The 21,700-nt window shown below is 40.3% G+C and carries 21 protein-coding genes and 2 other annotated features; of the genes, 17 read left to right on the top strand and 4 right to left on the bottom strand.

Annotated features, from left to right (window positions below; translation table 11 throughout):
• Positions 1-27 precede the first annotated feature (27 nt).
• Both QM887_RS03365 and QM887_RS03360 read left to right on the top strand, forming a co-directional pair.
• Positions 28-870: an aldo/keto reductase gene (locus QM887_RS03365; protein WP_414270492.1), complete on the top strand. Its 843-nt coding sequence runs from the start codon at positions 28-30 to the stop codon at positions 868-870.
• Positions 871-1,030: 160 nt separating this feature from the next.
• A complete protein-coding gene (locus QM887_RS03360) occupies positions 1,031-2,068 on the top strand; it encodes a zinc-binding dehydrogenase (protein ID WP_414270490.1) in 1,038 nt (345 codons plus the stop codon).
• Positions 2,069-2,133: 65 nt separating this feature from the next.
• On the opposite strand, the gene QM887_RS03355 is transcribed toward QM887_RS03360, so the two are convergent.
• Complete coding sequence (locus QM887_RS03355; RefSeq protein WP_075229358.1) at positions 2,134-3,135, bottom strand: LacI family DNA-binding transcriptional regulator; 1,002 nt, start codon at positions 3,133-3,135, stop codon at positions 2,134-2,136.
• Between the two features lie 167 nt (positions 3,136-3,302).
• On the opposite strand from QM887_RS03355, the gene QM887_RS03350 reads away from it, so the two are divergent.
• The 8 genes from QM887_RS03350 (at position 3,303) to QM887_RS03315 (ending at position 10,368) form a co-directional block, all read left to right on the top strand.
• The gene (locus QM887_RS03350; RefSeq protein ID WP_414270489.1) at positions 3,303-4,481 is read left to right on the top strand and encodes a galactokinase; all 1,179 of its coding nucleotides are present in this window, start codon (positions 3,303-3,305) and stop codon (positions 4,479-4,481) included.
• An 11-nt stretch (positions 4,482-4,492) separates the two neighbouring features.
• A complete protein-coding gene (locus QM887_RS03345) occupies positions 4,493-5,152 on the top strand; it encodes an HAD family hydrolase (protein ID WP_414270488.1) in 660 nt (219 codons plus the stop codon).
• Positions 5,152-6,633: a UDP-glucose--hexose-1-phosphate uridylyltransferase gene (locus tag QM887_RS03340; RefSeq protein ID WP_414270487.1), complete on the top strand. Its 1,482-nt coding sequence runs from the start codon at positions 5,152-5,154 to the stop codon at positions 6,631-6,633. The genes QM887_RS03345 and QM887_RS03340 overlap by 1 nt, the downstream gene beginning before the upstream one ends.
• 69 nt (positions 6,634-6,702) lie before the next feature.
• Positions 6,703-7,107 (top strand): PaaI family thioesterase, encoded by a 405-nt coding sequence (locus QM887_RS03335; RefSeq protein ID WP_178894648.1) that lies wholly within the window; start codon positions 6,703-6,705, stop codon positions 7,105-7,107.
• A 121-nt stretch (positions 7,108-7,228) separates the two neighbouring features.
• Entirely contained in the window at positions 7,229-8,083 is an 855-nt protein-coding gene (locus tag QM887_RS03330) for a DNA adenine methylase (RefSeq protein ID WP_414270486.1), read from the top strand.
• 25 nt (positions 8,084-8,108) lie between these two features.
• Positions 8,109-8,888, top strand: coding sequence for a DNA-methyltransferase (locus QM887_RS03325; protein ID WP_414270485.1), 780 nt, complete (start codon positions 8,109-8,111; stop codon positions 8,886-8,888).
• The gene (locus QM887_RS03320) at positions 8,869-9,441 is read left to right on the top strand and encodes a PD-(D/E)XK nuclease superfamily protein (protein ID WP_414270484.1); all 573 of its coding nucleotides are present in this window, start codon (positions 8,869-8,871) and stop codon (positions 9,439-9,441) included. Before QM887_RS03325 ends, QM887_RS03320 begins: the two co-directional genes overlap by 20 nt.
• Before the next feature lie 18 nt (positions 9,442-9,459).
• Positions 9,460-10,368: a type II restriction endonuclease gene (locus tag QM887_RS03315; protein WP_414270482.1), complete on the top strand. Its 909-nt coding sequence runs from the start codon at positions 9,460-9,462 to the stop codon at positions 10,366-10,368.
• Between the two features lie 101 nt (positions 10,369-10,469).
• Here the strand turns inward: QM887_RS03315 and QM887_RS03310 are convergent, their stop codons facing one another.
• The 3 genes from QM887_RS03310 to QM887_RS03300 are packed head-to-tail and all read right to left on the bottom strand — an operon-like array spanning position 10,470 to position 11,695.
• On the bottom strand, positions 10,470-10,709 hold the full coding sequence (locus tag QM887_RS03310) for a glyoxalase (protein WP_414270481.1): 240 nt from the start codon (positions 10,707-10,709) through the stop codon (positions 10,470-10,472).
• Positions 10,710-10,751: 42 nt separating this feature from the next.
• Complete coding sequence (locus QM887_RS03305; RefSeq protein WP_414270480.1) at positions 10,752-10,856, bottom strand: VOC family protein; 105 nt, start codon at positions 10,854-10,856, stop codon at positions 10,752-10,754.
• Between the two features lie 11 nt (positions 10,857-10,867).
• On the bottom strand, positions 10,868-11,695 hold the full coding sequence (locus QM887_RS03300; protein ID WP_414270478.1) for an exodeoxyribonuclease III: 828 nt from the start codon (positions 11,693-11,695) through the stop codon (positions 10,868-10,870).
• A 262-nt stretch (positions 11,696-11,957) separates the two neighbouring features.
• On the opposite strand from QM887_RS03300, the gene QM887_RS03295 reads away from it, so the two are divergent.
• From QM887_RS03295 to QM887_RS03265, 7 genes are all read left to right on the top strand, one after another.
• Positions 11,958-13,703, top strand: a complete 1,746-nt coding sequence (locus tag QM887_RS03295; RefSeq protein ID WP_414270476.1) for an ABC transporter ATP-binding protein — start codon at positions 11,958-11,960, stop codon at positions 13,701-13,703.
• Positions 13,693-15,435: an ABC transporter ATP-binding protein gene (locus QM887_RS03290; protein ID WP_414270474.1), complete on the top strand. Its 1,743-nt coding sequence runs from the start codon at positions 13,693-13,695 to the stop codon at positions 15,433-15,435. The genes QM887_RS03295 and QM887_RS03290 overlap by 11 nt, the downstream gene beginning before the upstream one ends.
• A 106-nt stretch (positions 15,436-15,541) precedes the next feature.
• Entirely contained in the window at positions 15,542-16,234 is a 693-nt protein-coding gene (locus QM887_RS03285) for a sugar transferase (RefSeq protein WP_414270472.1), read from the top strand.
• 39 nt (positions 16,235-16,273) lie between these two features.
• Positions 16,274-17,500: a DegT/DnrJ/EryC1/StrS family aminotransferase gene (locus QM887_RS03280; RefSeq protein WP_414270471.1), complete on the top strand. Its 1,227-nt coding sequence runs from the start codon at positions 16,274-16,276 to the stop codon at positions 17,498-17,500.
• A 59-nt stretch (positions 17,501-17,559) separates the two neighbouring features.
• Positions 17,560-17,791: a binding site (T-box leader), on the top strand.
• Positions 17,792-17,976: 185 nt separating this feature from the next.
• On the top strand, positions 17,977-19,155 hold the full coding sequence (gene trpB / locus QM887_RS03275) for a tryptophan synthase subunit beta (protein WP_414270470.1): 1,179 nt from the start codon (positions 17,977-17,979) through the stop codon (positions 19,153-19,155).
• Positions 19,146-19,377 (top strand) — a binding site (T-box leader). It overlaps the preceding gene by 10 nt.
• Before the next feature lie 389 nt (positions 19,378-19,766).
• Positions 19,767-21,128 (top strand): anthranilate synthase component I, encoded by a 1,362-nt coding sequence (trpE, locus tag QM887_RS03270; RefSeq protein WP_414270468.1) that lies wholly within the window; start codon positions 19,767-19,769, stop codon positions 21,126-21,128.
• On the top strand, positions 21,125-21,691 hold the full coding sequence (locus QM887_RS03265) for an aminodeoxychorismate/anthranilate synthase component II (protein ID WP_414270467.1): 567 nt from the start codon (positions 21,125-21,127) through the stop codon (positions 21,689-21,691). Before trpE ends, QM887_RS03265 begins: the two co-directional genes overlap by 4 nt.
• Positions 21,692-21,700: the final 9 nt, after the last annotated feature.

The following is a 21,700-nucleotide window of genomic DNA, read 5'->3' as shown; positions in this document are numbered from 1 at the left end:
AAAGTATCAAAAGAAGTAGGGGAAAATATGTTTTACAAAACCTTAAACAACAATATCAAAATGCCACAACTTGGATTTGGAGTATTTCAGACTCCAGTAGATGAAACAAAGCGAGCAGTTCTTGAGGCTATCGAGGTTGGTTATCGTTCCTTTGATACCGCTCAAATCTATGGCAATGAAGCAGGTGTGGGGGAAGCTATCTTGGAGTCAGGTCTTCCACGAGAAGAATTCTTTATCACGACAAAGATTTGGATTTCGAATGCTGGCTATGAAAAGGCCAAGGCTTCTATTGAAGAATCCTTGAAAAAGCTTCAAACAGATTATATTGATCTTTTGTTGGTTCACCAGCCTTTCGGTGATTATTATGGGACTTATAGAGCTATGGAAGAAGCTTATAAGGCTGAGAAGATTCGGGCTATTGGTGTCTCTAACTTTTCACCTAATCGATTCATTGATCTTCAGCATTTTGTGGAAATTAAACCGGCTGTTAATCAGATTGAAACCCACGTATTTCAGCAACAAAAAGAGACCAAAAAGTATTTGGAGAAATACAATTGTCAAATTGAATCTTGGGGGCCTTTTGCTGAAGGGAAAAATGATTTCTTCAATACTCCCCTCTTGAAGGAGATTGGAGAAAAACATGTGAAATCAGTAGCGCAAGTAGCTCTACGTTTCTTACTCCAAAGTGACGTGATAGTCATTCCTAAGTCTGTTCGTAAAGAACGGATGCAAGAGAACTTCAATGTTTTTGATTTTGAATTAACTGAAGAAGAAATGCAAAGGATTGAAGAGTTGGATCAGGCAAGTTCACTTTTTTCTGATCATCAAGAACCAGAAACAGCTGAAAGATTTATCTCATTTTTAGGCTAAGTAAAGGAGACCAGCTAGTCTGATTATTATATCTATAAGATGATTGAGTTCTTAGGAGTCAATTTTGTTTGGTGGAAACTTTTACTATTATCTTGCATGCTATTTGACTAATAAAAGTGTATACTAAAGGTAAGTAAGCAATAGAAAGTAGGTTGTTCTTATGAAGAAAACAGTCTATACAAAAGCAGGGCAAGTTGGTCTTGTCGAAGTGGAGCGTCCGCAAATTGAGGCGCCGGATGATGTCGTTCTCCGGATTGTCCGTACCTGTGTCTGTGGATCAGACCTATGGAGTTACCGAAATCCAGATATTAAAGCGGGACATAACAATAGTGGACACGAAGCGATCGGAATCGTCGAAGAAGTTGGTGAGGCTGTCACTACTGTAAAACCAGGTGACTTTGTCATCGCGCCTTTCACTCATGGTTGTGGAGAGTGTGATGCCTGTCGTGCTGGTTATGATGGGACTTGTGACCGCCATATTGGCACCAACTGGTCAGGTGGTGTTCAGGCCGAGTATATCCGTTTCCACTTTGCCAATTGGGCACTTGTGAAAATTCCAGGTCAACCTTCAGATTATAGCGAAGGCATGCTCAAGTCACTTTTAACACTTGCTGATGTCATGCCGACCGGTTACCATGCAGCGCGTGTGGCTAATGTGCAAAAAGGCGACAAGGTTGTCGTTATTGGGGATGGGGCTGTTGGCCAATGTGCTGTCATTGCTGCTAAGATGCGTGGAGCTTCCCAAATCGTCCTCATGAGCCGTCATGAAGATCGACAAAAGCTGGCTATGGAATTCGGTGCTACAGCGGTAGTTGAAGAACGTGGTCAAGAAGGTATTGCTAAGGTTCGTGAAATCCTTGGTGGCGGAGCGGATGCTGCCCTTGAATGTGTCGGTACTGCAGCAGCTGTTGATCAAGCCCTAGGTGTCCTTCACAATGGAGGGCGCTTAGGATTTGTTGGTGTGCCTCACTACAATAACCGTGCTCTTGGTTCGACCTTTGCCCAAAACATCTCTGTAGCAGGTGGAGCAGCTTCTGCAACAACATACGATAAGCAATTCTTGCTCAAAGCTGTTCTGGATGGTGATATCAATCCAGGTCGTGTCTTTACTTCAAGCTATAAACTGAAAGATATCGACCAAGCTTATAAGGCTATGGATGAACGCAAGACTATCAAGTCTATGATTGTGATGGATTAAAAAAAGAAAATCCTAATAGAGATTTGAGAATCTTTATTAGGATTTTTTATTGTAAACAGTTGTATTTAATGCAATGTGCTTTCTCTAAGAGTCAGCTTGGTTCCCAACATAGTGAGGCTTGGAATTTTGCGCCCGTGGAGTACTTCTCTATTAAGGATATCCATGCCGGTGCGTCCCATTTCCTCTGTATAAACAGTGATACTTGAAAGTGGTGGGAAAACTTGTTTGGTCAAGCTAGTGTCATTAAAGGAAATCAAACTCACTCGCTCTGGCAGGTGGATACTAGCTTCTTGGAGTGCCCGAAGGGCACCGATTGCCAGACTATCGCTTGCAGCAAAAAAGGCAGATGGAAGTTGTTCCCCCAAGCTTTGAATTGCATGTTTCATTAAGTCGTAGCCAGATTGGGCAGAAAACTCTCCTTGGAAAATCAGCTCTTCATGATAGATTCCTAGTTCCTGTGTGTAGCTGATAAAGGCTTCAAGTCGTTTGTCATGAATTTGTTCCTCTTGATCAGTCGTAATCTCGAGTCCAGTCAGAATTCCAACTCTGTCCATGCCTTGATTGATAAAATAATCCAAGACTTGTTTGACAGCATTTGAAAAATCAGTGATAACACAAGTATGCCCCAAAGCCAGAGTGTCACTATCTAAAAATACTAGAGGCTTTTGATATTCCTCGAATGAAGCAATTTGTGCTCGACTAAATTTACCTATACAGAGGATACCAATCACTTCCTCACTAAGCGTGAAAGGTTGGTCGTTAAAATAGCGCAAAATGTCATAGTCTAACTCTTGAGCTCTCTTTTCAATTCCAAGACGGATCTGGTAGTAGTAGAGATCTTCTAATTCTCCTTGTTCGCTCACCCACTGGATGATAGCAATTTTTTGTTTGAGTTTATGACTTTCGCCTGTTTTGAGATGTTTTGTATACCCTAGTTCTTCTGCGACGGTTAAGATACGATGTCGAGTTTCTTCTGTAACAGATAGGCTCTGATCGCGATTGAGAACGCGGGATACAGTTGCGATCGAGACAGAGGCTAGCTGAGCGATATCTTTGAGTGTAGCCATAATTCCCCTCCTTTTTAGGTTATTATAGCATATTTTTGTTGCTTTTTACCTATAGTTTAGTAAAATATAGGTAAAAATGTTGACCAAAGCAAAACCCTTGGGTACAATAGAAGAAAACGATTACAGGTTAAGTTTTTTTACCTAACAATTGTCAAAGGAGAATTCATATGACACAACATCTTACTGCTGATGCACTTCGCAAGGATTTTCTTGCTGTTTTTGGTCAAGAAGCGGATCAAACCTTCTTTTCACCAGGCCGTATCAACTTGATTGGGGAGCATACTGACTATAACGGTGGGCATGTTTTCCCTGCAGCTATTTCACTAGGAACTTATGGGGCCGCACGCAAGCGTGATGACCAAGTATTGCGTTTTTACTCAGCTAACTTTGAGGACAAGGGAATTATCGAAGTTCCTCTAGCTGACCTTAAGTTTGAAAAGGAGCACAACTGGACCAACTATCCAAAAGGTGTCCTTCATTTCTTGCAAGAAGCTGGGCATGTGATTGATAAAGGTTTTGATTTCTATGTCTATGGGAATATCCCAAATGGTGCTGGTTTGTCTTCATCTGCATCCTTAGAGCTTTTGACTGGTGTCGTGGCAGAATACCTCTTTGACCTAAAATTGGATCGTTTAGATTTAGTAAAAATCGGAAAATTGACAGAAAATAACTTTATTGGTGTTAACTCTGGTATCATGGACCAGTTTGCCATCGGTATGGGGGCTGACCAACGAGCTATTTATCTAGATACTAATACCCTAGAATACGACTTGGTTCCTCTTGATTTGAAGGACAATGTCGTTGTTATCATGAACACTAACAAACGCCGTGAACTAGCAGATTCTAAATATAATGAACGCCGTGCTGAGTGTGAAAAAGCAGTGGAAGAACTTCAAGTTGCCTTGGATATCCAAACCTTGGGTGAATTAGATGAGTGGGCTTTTGACGAGTACAGCTACCTGATCAAAGACGAAAATCGTTTGAAACGTGCTCGCCACGCCGTTCTTGAAAACCAACGTACCCTTAAAGCGCAAGCAGCACTTCAAGCGGGGGATTTGGACAAGTTTGGTCGTTTGATGAATGCGTCTCACGTTTCTCTTGAGCATGATTATGAAGTGACTGGTTTAGAATTAGATACCCTTGTTCATACTGCTTGGGCACAAGAAGGTGTTCTCGGTGCTCGTATGACAGGAGCTGGTTTTGGTGGCTGTGCCATCGCCTTGGTTCAAAAAGATGCGGTTGAGGATTTCAAGGAAGCTGTTGGCAAACACTACGAAGAAGTAGTTGGCTACGCTCCAAGTTTCTATATCGCTGAAGTTGCAGGTGGAACTCGCGTTTTAGACTAGGAGAGAAGGATATGGAAGCTGTAATATTTGATTTAGATGGCTTATTAGCCGATACTGAAATCATTTCTCTAAAAGTTTATCAAGAATTGCTTAGAGATTTTGGAATTCCTTTCACAGAAGAAACTTATTCTAGAGACTACAGTGGACATAGGGAAGAGGAGAATGTTCAACGATTTTTGGACACCTATGATTTACCTTGGAACTTTGACCAAACCTTGGAAAAAGTTTATGAACTGGAAGCTCAAATCTTAGCCAAAGGTGTAAATTTAAAAAAAGGTGCTAAAAATTTGCTTACATATTTGCAAAGAGAAGGCATTCCAATCGCTTTAGCAACATCAAGTGTTGAATCTCGGGCCAGAATGATATTGGATAGCAATGGTATACTGTCCCTATTTGGCCATCTAGCTTTTGCAAAAGATGTGAAGCGAAGCAAACCATACCCTGATATATTTTTAAAGGCCTGCAGTGATTTGAACGTTTTACCAGAGAATTGCTTGGTACTAGAGGATAGTGAAGCAGGTATCGAAGCGGCATCTAGAGCTGGGATTCCAGTTATTTGTATTCCAGATTTAAAAATACCAGCACAGTTTTTCTTAAATAAAACAGAACAAGTTTTTCAGGATTTGGATGCTGTTAGAGACTATTTAGAAAGTAAGAAGGAGGTTTTCTAGTGACCTTAGTAGAAAGATTTGTTACCAAAGTCATTGCAGAAAGTACCTTTGAAGAGTTGGATCGGATTTATCTGACCAATCGTGTTTTAGCACTGGTGGGAGATGGGGTTATTGAAGTCAAGACTGACCAAGATAACTTGATTGACCTCAAAGACCAGCTTGTTGAAGAAGCCGTTCGCTTGGAAACGATTGAAGATAGTCTGGCAGCGCGTGAAATTCTCGGTGCAGACCTCATGAACTTGGTAACCCCTTGTCCGAGCCAGGTCAATCGTGACTTTTGGAATACCTATGCCCAGTCACCAGAGCAGGCAATTGCGGACTTCTACCAACTCAGTCAAAAGAATGACTACATCAAACTAAAGGCTATTGCAAAAAATATTGCTTATCGTGTACCGTCTGACTACGGAGAACTGGAGATTACCATCAATCTGTCTAAGCCTGAAAAGGATCCGAAAGAGATTGCGGCAGCTAAGTTAGTCAAGTCTAGCAACTATCCTCAATGTCAGCTTTGTATGGAAAACGAAGGCTACCACGGTCGTGTCAATCATCCAGCTAGAAGCAATCACCGTATTATCCGTTTTGATATTTCTGGGCAGGAGTGGGGCTTCCAATATTCGCCTTATGCGTACTTTAATGAACACTGTATTTTCCTAGATAGCCAACATCGTCCCATGGCCATTAGTCGCCAAAGTTTTGAGCGTTTATTAGCAATCGTAGAGCAGTTTCCAGGCTATTTTGCAGGTTCGAATGCTGACCTACCAATTGTGGGTGGCTCCATCCTGACGCATGACCATTATCAAGGTGGGCGACATGTCTTCCCAATGGAAGTGGCTCCTTTACAGAAAAGTTTTACCTTTGAAGGTTTTGAATCTGTCAGAGCAGGGATTGTTCAGTGGCCTATGTCTGTGATTAGATTGACGTCGGATTCAAAAGACGATTTGACTAACCTTGCTGAGAAAATCTTACTGGCTTGGCGTCAATATTCAGATTCAAGTGTGCAGGTTTTGGCGGAAAGCAATGGAACTCCGCACCATACTATCACACCGATAGCCCGTAAACGAGATGGGAAGTTTGAGTTGGATTTGGTCTTGCGGGACAATCAAACATCTCCAGAGCATCCAGATGGTATCTATCATCCCCACAAGGATGTCCAACATATCAAGAAGGAAAATATCGGCTTGATAGAGGTCATGGGTTTGGCAATTTTGCCACCACGCTTGAAGGAAGAAGTGGAGCAAGTAGCAACTTATCTAGTCGGAGAGGATGTTTCAGTTTCAGATTATCACCAAGAATGGGCGGATGAATTGAAAGAATCCCATCCTGGATTGACTGACAAAGACCAAGCTCTTGAAATCGTCCAAGAATCTGTCGGTAAAATCTTCGCTCGAGTGTTAGAAGATGCAGGGGTTTACAAGCAAACAGAAGAAGGACAGGCAGCCTTTATGCGCTTTGTGGAGCAGGTTGGTATTTTGCCCGAATAAATGCTTCTCTCTTGCGTAGAGTCTTGAAATGTAGTATCATAGTGTCGTTTGAAATATCAGGAGGAAAGTATGAAAGATTTTCACTTTGACGCTATATCTGCCTTTGAAAACTACGAAATTGAAAAAATGAGAGATGGTCACGTTGTGGTAACGACAAAAGTAGTGGATTCCTCACTCAACTACTATGGGAATGCCCATGGAGGCTATCTATTTACTCTTTGTGACCAAATCAGTGGTCTTGTGGTGATTTCGCTAGGATTAGACGGGGTGACACTCCAGTCTTCTATCAACTATCTGAAAGCTGGAAATCTAGGGGATGTTCTCACTATTAAAGGAGAATGTGTCCATCATGGACGCACCACTTGTGTCGTCGATGTTGATATCATCAACCAAGATGGCCGAAATGTCTGCAAGGCAACCTTCACTATGTTTGTCACAGGACAACGATCTGAAGATAGACAGGTGAGGATATAGGAAAGAATGAGTAGGAAAAATTATCCTACTCATTTTAATTTATTAAATAAGTTCCAGAGAAATATATAAGAGTAGTGAAATACCAAGCTAATGGTTATGTTTCTGTGGTATAATAAAAAGTATGAATATTGAACAAACGAAAAAAGTTATTCTACAACCATTCACTAAATGGACAGGTGGGAAAAGGCAATTATTACCTATCATAAAAGAACTTATGCCTGAAACGTATAATGATTATTATGAACCTTTTATCGGAGGGGGTGCATTATTTTTTGATTTAGCTCCTGAAAGGGCTGTTATAAATGATTATAATTCTGAGTTAATCAACTGTTATCAACAAATTAGGAATAATCCTCAGGAGTTAATTGACTTATTGAAGTATCATCAGGAAAATAATTCAAAAGATTATTATTTACAATTACGCTCAGCTGATCGTGATGATAGAATAAACAATATGTCCGATGTCCAAAGAGCTGCTCGAATTCTATATATGCTAAGAGTTGATTTCAATGGTTTATATCGAGTGAATTCTAAAAATCAATTCAATGTACCATACGGTAGCTATAAAAATCCTAAAATTGTTGATGAAGAGTTAATATTTGCTATTTCAAATTATCTAAATAATAATCAAATAGAAATTAAAACGGGCGATTTTGAGGATGCACTCTTAGATGTTCAAGAAGGTGATTTTATCTATTTCGATCCTCCGTATATTCCATTATCTGATACAAGCGCTTTTACATCGTATACTCATGAAGGTTTTTCTTATGAGGATCAAGTTAGATTAAGAGATACATTTAGGAGACTAAGTGATGTAGGAGCTTATGTAATGTTGTCAAATTCATCGAGTCATTTAGTAGAGGAATTATATCGAGATTTTAATATCCATTATGTAGAGGCTACACGAACAAATGGTGCTAAGTCTTCCAGCCGAGGAAAAATTTCTGAAATTATAGTCACAAATTATGAAAATTAACGAATATAAGTATGGGGGTGTTTTAATGACAAAACCATACTATAATAAAGACAAAATGATTCTTGTTCATGCAGATACGTTTAAATTATTATCAAAAATGAAACCAGAGAGTATGGATATGATCTTTGCTGACCCGCCATATTTTTTAAGTAATGGTGGGATATCTAATTCGGGGGGACAAGTTGTTTCCGTTGATAAAGGAGATTGGGACAAGATTTCTTCATTTGAGGAAAAGCATGAGTTCAACCGCAAATGGATTCGTTTAGCAAAAGAAGTTTTGAAGCCCAATGGGACTATATGGATTTCAGGGAGTTTGCATAATATTTACTCAGTTGGAATGGCATTAGAGCAAGAAGGTTTTAAAATTCTAAATAATATTACTTGGCAGAAAACAAACCCTGCACCCAATTTATCCTGTCGTTATTTTACTCATTCTACTGAAACTATTTTATGGGCAAGAAAAAATGACAAAAAAGCTCGTCATTATTACAATTACGATTTGATGAAAGAGCTAAATGATGGTAAGCAAATGAAAGATGTTTGGACTGGCGCCTTGACGAAAAAAGTTGAGAAATGGGCTGGCAAGCATCCAACACAAAAACCAGAATATTTATTGGAACGTATAATTTTGGCTTCTACTAAAGAAGGTGACTATATTTTAGACCCGTTTGTAGGAAGTGGTACAACAGGAGTGGTTGCTAAACGCTTAGGTAGAAGATTTATAGGCATTGATGCTGAAAAAGAATATTTGAAGATAGCTAGAAGAAGATTAGAGGAGGAAAACTATGGCCAGAAAACCAAATAAACATGGAGGAGGAGCAAAAACGACCATTAATGGTTTGAAATTTGAAAGAGATACTGATTTTTCGGAATTAGTAGATTCCCTTCCTGGCTATGAAGTTAAAGAAATAGATTTTAAGGATAGAAAAGCAACAAAAGGCTTTGAAGTTTTTAGAATTGGGGAAGAAGAACTCATCGGTAAAATTATGCCTCAATATAGATTTTATGATTTTTTGAAAGAATTGGGAATTGAAAATACCAATTCTAAACAATGGAAACCAGATGAAGTATTTATCAATTTTGAAAATCATACAGTTTATATAGTTGAGAAAAAATGGCAGGAAAGCGAAGGAAGTGTCGATGAAAAACTTCTGGGTTTTGGTAATAAAAGACGTATTTATCAACGTTTGTTAGATAGTGTGCAAGAGGGGGAACCATTTTCTGTACAATTCATATTTGTTGGAAATAGAAGTTTCTTTGGACAAGATAAATATCGAGATACTTTTGAAATGTTACGAGGGGACGGTATCAAAATTATGCTTGATGAATATGACATGTCATTTTTTGGGTTGTTTTAATTAGCAAGAAGGGAAATTATGAATTTCAATACTTACATTTCCTCATCATCAGAGGATAGATTGAAGAGTTTTTTAAGTACACTTTCAATAACAAACCGTACTCCAGATTACTATGTAAATTGGGAGAAAGTTGAGCGTGAGACAAAGAAATTTGAACTAGAACTAAACACGTTAAATTACCTAATTGGTAAAAAAGATATTTACTCTGAGGCATTTAAGTTATTTACTAAACAACCCGACTTATTAAAGGCTGTTCCTAGCCTAATTGCAAGTCGTGAAAAAGTACTAGATATTTTAATTATCGATGAGAATGATAAAATGAGTTTTGATAGTTTGGATTTCTCTGAAATTGATATAAATCGAATTAAGGATTATGTTGATTTTATTGAACAGTCTGGATTACTAGAGTTCTTAGAGAAAAAAGCTAATCGATCGTTAGTTGATTATGTCTATGGTGTTGAAGCAGGTTTAGATAGTAATGCACGAAAAAATCGAAGTGGCACCACTATGGAAGGAATTATAGAACGACATGTCTCAAAGATTGCTCAAGAACAAAATTTAGAGTGGAAAGCTCAAGCAACAGCTCAATTTATCAAGGAAAAGTGGGGTGTTACCGTACCAGTAGATAAATCTGAAAGAAGATTTGACGTTGCAGTTTATTCTAAAGAAAAACATAAGGTTTGGTTGATTGAAACAAATTATTATGGTGGAGGTGGAAGTAAATTAAAAGCGGTAGCTGGAGAATTTACTGAACTTAGTCAATTTGTTGTTACATCAGATGATGACGTAGAGTTTGTTTGGGTTACAGATGGGCAAGGATGGAAAACTGCACATTTACCACTGGCAGAAGCCTTCAGTCATATTAGAAATATCTTTAATTTGGAAATGTTAAGAGAAGGATTTTTATCTGAACTATTATTAGGATAATTCTTTGTTATCTTTATTTTTATCAAATTTAATTTTAAACTAACAAAAAAGAGGCACATGCCTCTTTTTTTATTATTTTCCCACTCTAATGCTTTATCATTCTATTCACTAAATCTTAAAAAATAGCCATCTGGGTCTAAAACTGCAAATTCATGAGGATAGATATATTGTTCACCAACACGAAATTCTCTTTTTGTCAATGGACGATGAATAGGATAGTTGGACTCGATTAATTTCTGATAGAGTCGAGGGACATCCTCTATGCCGAAGGAGATGTTGACTCCACGACCAAAGGGGGAGTTTAGTTCAGCTAGTTCCTCCTTTGTCCCCTCTTCTAACATTAGCTGGCAATCTTCAAGCGATAAGAAGAGGAAGTTTTCTTCTTATCGCTCGTATTCGATCGTAAAACCCAGTAAATCGCAGTAGAAGGAACGAGACTGTTCTAAATTTGAGACTATAAACTCGGGAATAACTGCATTGTAGTTCATATAGAAACTCCTTACAATTCAATCTCCAAGACAATCGGTGTATGGTCTTGGCGTGCGCCTGAGTCAATCATGTCTGACTTGGTAACTTTGTCTGCTACACGGTTACTTGTGAGCCAGTAGTCGATTCTCCAGCCTGTGTTGTTGATTTTTGAAGTCTTGCTGCGTTGTGCCCACCAAGTGTAGCGTTCTGGAACATCGCCATGGATATGGCGGAAGGTATCTGTGAATCCTTTGGCTAAAAGGTTTGTAAATCCTTCACGTTCTTCGTCTGTGAAACCTGGTGAACGACGGTTGCTTGCTGGGTTGGCAAGGTCAATTTCCTTGTGGGCAACGTTGTAGTCACCTGTAGCAAGAACTGGTTTTTTCTTGTCTAACTCAGCCAAGTATTCCGCATATTTGACGTCCCAGACTTGACGTTCTTCCAAACGTTTGAGTCCATCACCTGCATTTGGTGTGTAGACTTGAGTCACGAAAAATTTATCAAATTCAAGAGTAATGATGCGTCCTTCCAAGTCCATAGTAGAAGGGGCGCCAATCTCTGGGAAGCTGATAGTTGGAGTGAGTTCTTTCTTATAGAGGAACATGGTTCCAGCATAACCTTTACGGGCAGGCTCTTGAGAGGAACGCCAGGTGTTTTCGTAGCCTGGGAAGAGTTCTTCCAGTACCTCAAGGTGTTTTTTAGTAGGACCTTTAGCTGAAAGCTTGGTTTCTTGGATAGCGATGATATCAGCGTCTTCGGCTACCAAAGTTTGGAGAACGTCTTGAGACAATTTCGCACGCGCAGAGTCGCTCGTCAATGCTGCATTGAGGGAATCAATGTTCCATGAGATTAGTTTCATAGTGTGTACCTTTTCATTCAGATTATAGACAATATTATACCAGAAAAAGAAGTATTTCCCCAGCGTATAGTTTGAAAAATCAAGGTCATTCCTATATAATAAAGAATGATTTATGTAAAAGATTGAAAATAAATGAAATGTTTCTTCTATGAATATTTTTATCACTGAGTATGACAAGGGTCAACTAAGTATTGTCACTTATGAATAAGAAAAACCTGGGGTTCATGCCTCAGGTTTCCATTTGTTATTAGAAAGGAATACTATGTCCATCATTCAAAAACTCTGGTGGTTTTTCAAGTTAGAAAAACGCCGTTATCTAGTTGGAATCGTAGCTTTGGTTTTGGTTTCTGTACTCAACCTCATCCCACCTATGGTTATGGGGCGCGTGATCGATGCCATCACTTTGGGACGATTAACACAAGATGAGCTCCTGCTTCATCTCTTTTATCTCCTATTGGCAGCTTTCGGGATGTACTATCTGCGTTACGTTTGGCGCATGTATATCCTAGGAACCTCCTACCGACTTGGGCAAATCATGCGTTCAAGACTATTTGAACACTTTACAAAAATGTCGCCTGCATTTTATCAGAATTATCGAACAGGGGATCTGATGGCCCACGCAACTAATGATATCAATGCTCTGACTCGTCTAGCAGGTGGGGGTGTCATGTCTGCGGTAGATGCTTCTATCACAGCCTTGGTGACTTTACTAACCATGCTCTTTAGCATCTCGTGGCAGATGACCTTGGTTGCCATTCTTCCCTTGCCATTTATGGCCTATGGGACTAGTCGTCTGGGGAGAAAGACCCACAAAGCTTTTGGCGAATCGCAAGCAGCCTTTTCTGAACTCAACAATAAGGTTCAAGAGTCTGTATCAGGTATCAAGGTAACCAAGTCCTTTGGCTATCAGTCTGATGAATTGGCATCTTTCCAGGAAGTCAATGATTTGACCTTCCAAAAGAATCTGCAAACCATGAAATATGATAGCCTCTTTGACCCCATGGTTCTGCTATTTGTAGGTTCTTCTTATGCCTTAACTCTCTTAGTCGGTGCCTTTATGGTACAAGCGGGGCAGGTGACTGTTGGGAATCTGGTCACCTTTATCTCTTACTTGGATATGCTGGTCTGGCCCTTGATGGCAATTGGTTTTCTCTTTAATATTACTCAGAGAGGAAAAGTCTCATACCAGCGTATTGAGAGCCTCTTGTCTCAAGAATCACCTGTGAACGACCCAGAATCTCCACTTAATGGGATTGAAAATGGGCGTTTAGACTATGCTATTGATAGTTTTGCCTTTGAAGACGAAGAGACACTGAAAGATATTCATTTTAGTCTCGAAAAAGGGCAAACACTGGGTTTGGTTGGGCAGACTGGTTCAGGAAAAACTGCTTTGATTAAGTTGCTCCTACGTGAGTATGATGTTGACCAAGGAGCTATTTATCTGAACGGACATGATATTCGTGACTATCGACTAGCTGACTTGCGTAGTTTGATGGGATATGTCCCACAGGATCAATTTCTCTTTGCTAGCTCTATCCTAGATAATATTCGTTTTGGGAATCCTGATCTGCCTTTCTCAGAAGTAGAAGAAGCAACCAAGTTGGCTCAAGTCTATCAAGATATTCAAGCCATGCCCCAGGGATTTGAAACGGTTATTGGTGAAAAAGGTGTCAGTCTATCTGGTGGACAAAAGCAACGTCTGGCCATGAGTCGGGCTATGATTTTAAATCCTGATATCCTGATTTTAGATGATTCCTTATCAGCTGTGGATGCCAAGACAGAGTTCGCTATTATCGATAATCTCAAGGAAACTCGCAGAGATAAAACGACCATTATCACTGCCCATCGTCTCAGTGCAGTTGTTCATGCGGATTTGATTTTGGTCATGCAGGATGGTCGTATCATTGAGCGAGGGACACACGAAGACTTACTAGCCTTGGATGGTTGGTATGCCCAAACCTACCAGTCTCAACAGTTAGAAATGAAAGGAGAAGAAGATGCGGAATAAACAAGAACAATGGTCTGTATTGAAGCGTTTGTTGTCTTATCTTAAGCCCTATAGTCTCCTCACCTTTTTAGCCCTTACTTTTCTCCTCGCGACGACTGTTGTTAAGAGTATTATCCCCTTGGTCGCTTCTCACTTTATCGACCAGTATCTAAACAATCTCAATCAGCTTGCTGTTACAGTTTTGCTAGTTTACTATGGTCTCTACATTCTTCAAACTATTGTCCAATATGTGGGGAATCTCCTTTTTGCGCGCGTGTCCTACAGCATTGTTAGAGATATCCGACGTGATGCCTTTGCCAATATGGAGAAGCTAGGCATGTCTTATTTTGATAAAACGCCTGCAGGTTCCATCGTTTCTCGCTTGACTAATGATACTGAGACTATCAGTGATATGTTTTCGGGAATCTTATCTAGCTTTATTTCGGCAGTCTTTATATTCGTGACGACCCTTTATACCATGTTAGTTCTGGACTATCGTCTGACAGCTTTAGTCTTGCTATTTCTACCTTTGATTTTCCTTTTGGTCAATCTCTACCGTAAAAAATCGGTCAAGGTCATTGAAAAAACCAGAAGTCTACTGTCAGATATTAACAGTAAGCTGGCAGAAAATATCGAAGGAATTCGTATTATTCAAGCCTTTAACCAAGAAACACGCCTGCAAGAAGAGTTTGATGAGATAAACCAGGAACACCTAGTCTACGCTAACCGTTCAGTAGCCTTGGATTCTCTCTTTTTACGTCCAGCTATGAGTTTGTTGAAGCTGTTAGGATATGCGGTTTTGATGGCTTACTTTGGCTATCGCGGCCTTTATCTAGGAATAACGGCAGGAACTATGTACGCCTTTATCCAGTACATCAACCGTCTCTTTGATCCGCTCATCGAGGTAACGCAAAACTTTTCTACTCTTCAGACATCCATGGTGTCAGCAGGTCGTGTCTTTGCACTGATCGATGAGTCCATCTATGAACCGGTCCAAGAAAATAGCCAGGCTGAGATTCAAGAAGGAAATATCCGCTTTGAACATGTGTCCTTCTCCTATGATGGAAAACATCAAATTCTCGATGATATTTCCTTTACCGTCAATAAAAGTGAAACCATTGCCTTTGTTGGACATACAGGATCGGGAAAATCTTCTATCATCAATGTTCTGATGCGCTTTTATGAATTCCAGTCAGGTCGGGTTCTCCTAGATGGTGTGGATATTCGTAAGTATAGTCAGGATGAGCTGAGAAAAAACATCGGTTTGGTTCTACAGGACCCCTTTCTCTATCATGGGACCATTAAGTCCAATATCGCCATGTACCAAGATATCAGCGATGACCAAGTCAAGGCTGCAGCAGAATTTGTCGATGCAGATTCCTTCATTCAGGATCTTCCTTTAGGTTATGATGCCCCTGTATCTGAGCGTGGTTCGAGTTTTTCAACTGGTCAACGTCAGCTTCTTGCCTTTGCTAGAACTGTTGCCAGTCAACCTAAAATCCTGATTTTGGATGAAGCGACAGCCAATATCGACTCTGAAACAGAAGCTCTGGTCCAAAATTCCCTAGCTAAGATGAGACAAGGTCGGACAACCATTGCCATCGCCCATCGCCTTTCTACCATTCAAGATGCTAATTGTATCTATGTTCTTGATAAGGGACGTATCATCGAAAGTGGAACCCACGAGGAACTCCTAGCATTGGGTGGAACCTATCACAAGATGTATAGTTTGCAGGCAGGGGCTCTTTCCTAAGGAAGAATTCCTTTAAAACATAGATTTCTTGCACTGCCTCTTTCATTTTGTGGTATAATGTAGAATGTTAATAAAGATTATATATAAAAAACAGAGGAGAATGTGCATGCTGAAATGGGAGGAGCTACCTCAAGAAATGCAATTGAGCGAGGTAAAACCATACTACCAGCTTGTGTCTAGAAGAAAAGGCTCATTGATTTTCAAGCGTTGTCTAGATTTGTTTCTAGCCGTAGTCTTGTTAATCTTGACCTCTCCCTTATTTCTGATTCTAAGCATCTGGATCAAGCTAGATAGCAAGGGTCCAGTCATTTACAAGCAAGTGCGGGTAACCCAGTACAACCGTCATTTCAAGATTTGGAAATTCCGGACCATGGTGACGGATGCTGATAAAAAAGGAAGTCTAGTAACTTCTGCAAATGACAGTCGTATCACTAAAGTTGGAAATTTCATTCGACGTGTTCGTTTGGATGAATTGCCGCAATTGGTCAATGTCCTCAAAGGGGAGATGTCTTTTGTAGGAACACGCCCAGAAGTACCACGCTACACAGAGCAGTATAGCCCTGAAATGATGGCTACCTTGCTCTTACCTGCGGGGATTACTTCCCTTGCCAGCATTAACTATAAGGATGAGGATGCCATCATCAGTCAAATGACTGCAAAAGGTATGACGGTTGACCAGGCTTATGTCGAAAGAGTCCTTCCAGAAAAGATGCGCTATAATCTAGCCTATCTACGTGATTTTAATTTCTTCGGAGATATCAAGATCATGTTCCAGACTGTAGTTGAAGTTTTAAAATAAAGTAGTCACAAGAGTGAATACAGTAAAAGGAGTAAATCAATGACAAAGTATAATATTCCATTTTCACCACCCGATATTACCGAAGCTGAAATTGCTGAAGTAGCTGATACCCTTCGTTCTGGTTGGATCACAACAGGTCCGAAGACAAAAGAATTAGAGCGTCGTCTGTCCGTCTATACTCAAACGCCTAAGACAGTCTGCCTCAATTCTGCAACAGCAGCTCTTGAATTGATCTTGCGCGTGCTTGAAGTAGGGCCTGGCGATGAGGTCATCGTTCCAGCTATGACCTATACAGCATCATGTAGCGTCATCACTCACGTAGGTGCGACACCAGTGATGGTTGATATCCAAGAAGATACCTTTGAAATGGACTATGACAAGCTTGAGCAAGCTATCACTGAGAAGACTAAAGTCATCATCCCAGTTGAACTTGCAGGGATTATCTGTGACTATGACCGTTTGTTCCAAGTTGTGGAAAAGAAACGTGACTTGTTTGTTGCTTCAACTAAGTGGCAAAAAGCCTTTAACCGTATTGTGATTGTATCTGATAGTGCTCACGCTTTGGGTTCAACCTACAAGGGACAAGCAGCTGGTTCAATCGCTGACTTTACATCATTCTCTTTCCACGCAGTTAAGAACTTTACAACTGCTGAGGGGGGAAGTGCGACTTGGAAAGCCAATCCAGCGATTGACGATGAAGAAATGTACAAGGAATTCCAAATCCTTTCCCTTCATGGTCAAACAAAAGATGCTCTTGCCAAGATGCAACTAGGCTCATGGGAATACGATATCGTAACTCCTGCCTACAAGTGCAATATGACAGATATCATGGCTTCACTTGGTCTAGTTCAGCTAGATCGTTATCCTGGCTTACTACAACGTCGTAAGGATATCGTGGATCGCTATGACCGTGGATTTGCAGGAACTCGGATTCACCCATTGGCTCATAAGACAGATGTTGTTGAATCTTGTCGTCACCTTTACATCACCCATGTAGAAGGAGCAAATCTCGAACAACGCAATCAAATTATTCAAGAATTGGCCAAGGCAGGAATCGCAAGTAACGTTCACTACAAACCGCTTCCGCTTTTGACAGCCTATAAGAATCTTGGTTTCGATATGGCAGATTATCCAAAGGCTTATGCCTTCTTTGTAAACGAAATTACACTGCCACTTCACACGAAATTAACAGATGAAGAAGTAGACTATATCATTGAGACTTTTGTCAGAGTTTCTGAAGAAGTTCTTGCTTCTTCAAAAAACTAATAAAAAAATTAGTAAAAAATGAATGAAAACGGTTGACAAAGAAAAAGCAATAACATATAATTAACTCAACAAATCAGAAAAGTAATTATTTTAGATCTTCAGGGAGCCTGTGGTTGCTGCGAACAGGTGGTTGAAAATAGTGAAATTGGGCTGATTTGAAAAAATGAATTTGAAACAATGAAAATTCGGTAGGCACACCTTACAGTGCAACTTGTTGTTAGACAAGGCAGAGATGTAAAGGGGATAGTCTCTTTACAAATGAGGTGGTACCGCGTTACAAACGCCCTCACATGGAAGTATATTCCGTGTGTGGGCTTTTTCTATCCGTCATTTTGTTTGTCTTTTATTAGGGAGTTAACTGAGAGTAATATTCAAGTTTCACTTGTTCTTTTAGTAAAGGCTGAAATGGTCCCCCAGACCATTTCACTACCAAAAGCAAACAAAAAGTCGGATGCATACAGAAGGAGGAAAATTTTATGACAACTAAAGGATATTTCGGACAATTTGGTGGTAGTTTTGTACCAGAACCAATTCAGGTTTTGCTAGATGAATTGGAAATGACTTTTGAAAAATACAAGGATGATCCAGAGTTTTTAGCTGAGTTTCGCCATTACTTGAAGGATTATTCAGGTCGCGAAACACCGCTCTATTTTGCTGAAAGCTTGACAGAGCACCTAGGTGGAGCTAAGATTTATCTCAAGCGCGAAGACCTTAACCACCTTGGATCTCACAAACTTAATAATGTTTTAGGTCAAATCCTTCTAGCAAAACGCATGGGTAAAAAGCGTGTCATTGCTGAGACAGGAGCTGGCCAGCACGGTGTTGCGACTGCGGCTGCTGCAGCCAAATTTGGTATGGCATGTGATGTCTACATGGGGGCAGAAGATGTGGAGCGTCAACGTCTCAATGTCTTCCGTATGGAGATGATGGGAGCAACTGTTCACGCAGTTGAAACTGGTACTCGTACCCTCAAAGATGCGGTTGACGCAGCCTTTGGAGCATGGATGAATGACCTTGAAGCCTTCTACGTTTTAGGTTCTGCTGTAGGCCCTCACCCTTATCCAACGATTGTTCATGAATTCCAGAAAGTTATTAGTGAAGAATCTCGTCGTCAAATCTTGGAAAAAGAAGGACGACTGCCAGACTATGTCATTGCCTGTGTGGGCGGTGGTTCCAATGCTATCGGTGCTTTTTCACAGTATGTAGCTGATGAAGAAGTAAAATTGGTTGGGGTAGAAGCTGCTGGTCATGGTTTAGATACCGACAAACACGCAGCAACTATGACCAAGGGTAGTGTTGGTATTGTTGATGGAATGAAGACCTATGCAGTCTTTAAGGAAAATGGAGAGCTCGCGCCAGTTTACTCTATCTCAGCAGGTTTGGACTATCCAGGGGTTGGTCCAGAACATGCCTTCTTTAAAGACTCTGGTCGTGTAGAGTATGTTGCAGCGACTGACGAAGAAGCTGTCCAAGCCTTGCTTTTATTAAGCAAAACAGAAGGAATCATCCCTGCAATTGAAAGCTCACATGCTATCGCTGAAGCAGTCAAACGCGCACCAAAACTAAGTAAAGATGAGATTATCATCATCAATGTCTCTGGTCGTGGAGACAAGGACGTAGCTGCCATTGCAGACTACCTTGAAGCTAAAAAATAAAAGATGGAATAGATACAGAGATTTCTCTCACAGAGAGCTTGTGGTTGCTGAAAACAAGCAGAGAAAGCTGTAAGGTTGGGTCCATCTGAAATGAGAGAAGAAAACATAATTCTCAAGGGAGTGCCCTTTATCGCACAACCTGTTACAGGAGCTATCTGAGACAGGAATGAGAGATAGGAGAAATCCTATAATTGAGGTGGCACCGCGAATTTCGTCCTCACGCAAGTTATTTTGCGTGGGGATTTTTATATATGTATTATAGGTATGGCTATTCAGTTTAAATTATTTTTCATCATTGAAATAGATTGTTACAAAAATTTGCGAACGAAGTGAGCTTTTAAAAGATATTTCCCGCCATAGTGGTATCCTATAGAAGCAAATATGCTTCTATAGGACGGAATTTTTGAGAGTAAAATAGTTCGGGGAACTATTTTAGCCTGAGCCTAGAAATGAATGAGCGAGGAGCTCAAAAATTAGGTCTTTCATTTCATGGTTTTCTAAAATCATCCACTGGATAATTTTACCTCCCGTCCGCACTATTTAAGGGAAATAGAAAAAAGATAAATTAAAACTAAAATTCTATAAAGATACGAATCGAAAGGGAAATTACAATGGAACGAATCATTCATGGAGATGTTTTATCACCAATCTTGGCTTATATGCGTTTGAACGGACAACACAAGGTCATACTTGAAAGTATCCCAAGAGAAAAGGAAAATGCTCGATTTTCTATCTTAGCCTATAACCCAGTTTTTGAAATTAAGTTCGAAAATGGAGTCCTTTATCAGAATGGTCAGGTGATTGATCGTGATCCTTTGGATTTCCTTTATGAGGTGACTCATAAGAGTCAGCACCATTCAGACCTACCTTTTGGTGGTGGAGCTATTGGCTTTGTTGGCTACGATATGATTTCTCTCTATGAAGAAATTGGCCAGCTCCCTGAGGATACGATTGGGACGCCAGATATGCATTTCTTCGTCTATGAGAGTTATATAGTTTTTGACCATAAGAAAGAAAAAATTCATATCATAGAGGATGCTCTCTATAGTGAACGTAGTAATGAAGAACTAGAAGTGGCTTTAGATCAGGTTTTAGAAGAGTTGAAAATCCCTGCTCCAAATGAATTTGAAGATTTGGACGTTTCTCCACTTCAGTTTAGACCACATATTGCACCTCAGAAATTTGAAGAAATGGTAGAAACAGCTCGCGACTTGATTCGCAATGGAGATATGTTCCAATGTGTACTCAGTCAGCGCTTCTCCGCAGAGGTAACTGGAAATCCTTTTGACTTCTACAGAAATCTCCGAGTGACCAATCCATCAAATTACCTCTACTTTTATGACTTTGGAAATTACCAAATTATCGGTGCTAGTCCAGAGAGCTTGGTTTCCGTCAAAAATGGCATCGTGACAACCAATCCAATTGCAGGTACGCGACCTAGAGGCACCAATGACGAGGAAGATGCAGCACTTGCAAGTGATCTACTTTCTGATGAAAAAGAAACAGCAGAACATCGAATGTTGGTGGACTTGGGACGAAATGATATCGGTAGAATTGCTGAAACAGCCAGTGTACAAGTAACCAAGTATATGGAAGTCGAACTTTTCCGCTATGTCATGCATTTGACCAGCGTGGTTAAAGGACGTTTATTACCAGAATTAACTGCCATGGATGCCTTGAAGGCGACACTTCCAGCAGGAACAGTATCGGGGGCACCAAAGATTCGGGCCATGAAACGCATCTATGAACTAGAAACAGAGAAGCGAGGCGTATATGCAGGAGCTATCGGTTACTTATCAGCAACTGGAGATATGGATTTCGCCATTGCAATTAGAACCATGATTCTTAAAAATAAAACAGCCTACGTACAGGCTGGTGCAGGAATTGTTTATGATTCCATCGCTCAGAACGAATACCAAGAAACCATTAACAAAGCTAAATCTATGACTAGAATGGGAGAACTAAGACCATGATTCTATTGATTGACAATTATGATTCATTTACTTATAACCTGGCTCAATATATCGGGAATTTCACAGAAGTTCAGGTTTTGAGAAATGATGATCCAAACCTTTATGAAGAAGCTACAAAGGCAGATGGACTGGTCTTTTCCCCTGGTCCAGGTTGGCCAGCTGATGCTGGGAAAATGGAAGAAATGATTCGTGATTTTGCAGGTAAGAAACCTATTCTAGGGATTTGTTTGGGGCACCAAGCCATTGCAGAAGTCTTTGGTGGTAAGTTGGGCTTGGCTCCTAAAGTTATGCACGGTAAACAAAGCCAGATTCGATTTGAGGCTCCGTCAGTTCTCTATCAAGGAATTGAGGACAATCGTCCAGTCATGCGTTACCACAGTATTTTAATCGAAGAGATGCCAGAAGAGTTTGAAGTGACAGCTCGTTCGACAGATGACCAAGCTATTATGGGGATTCAACACAAAACCTTGCCGATTTATGGCTTGCAGTATCATCCAGAAAGTATTGGAACGCCGGATGGCCTATCTTCTATTCAGAATTTTATCGAGAAAGTTGTAAAGTGAGGAAACTAG

Origin of the sequence: Streptococcus infantis, assembly GCF_047460875.1 — a bacterium.
Lineage (GTDB): Bacteria > Bacillota > Bacilli > Lactobacillales > Streptococcaceae > Streptococcus > Streptococcus infantis_AA.
Note: the sequence above shows the minus strand (reverse complement) of the source record. Positions and strands in the feature narration are given on the sequence as shown.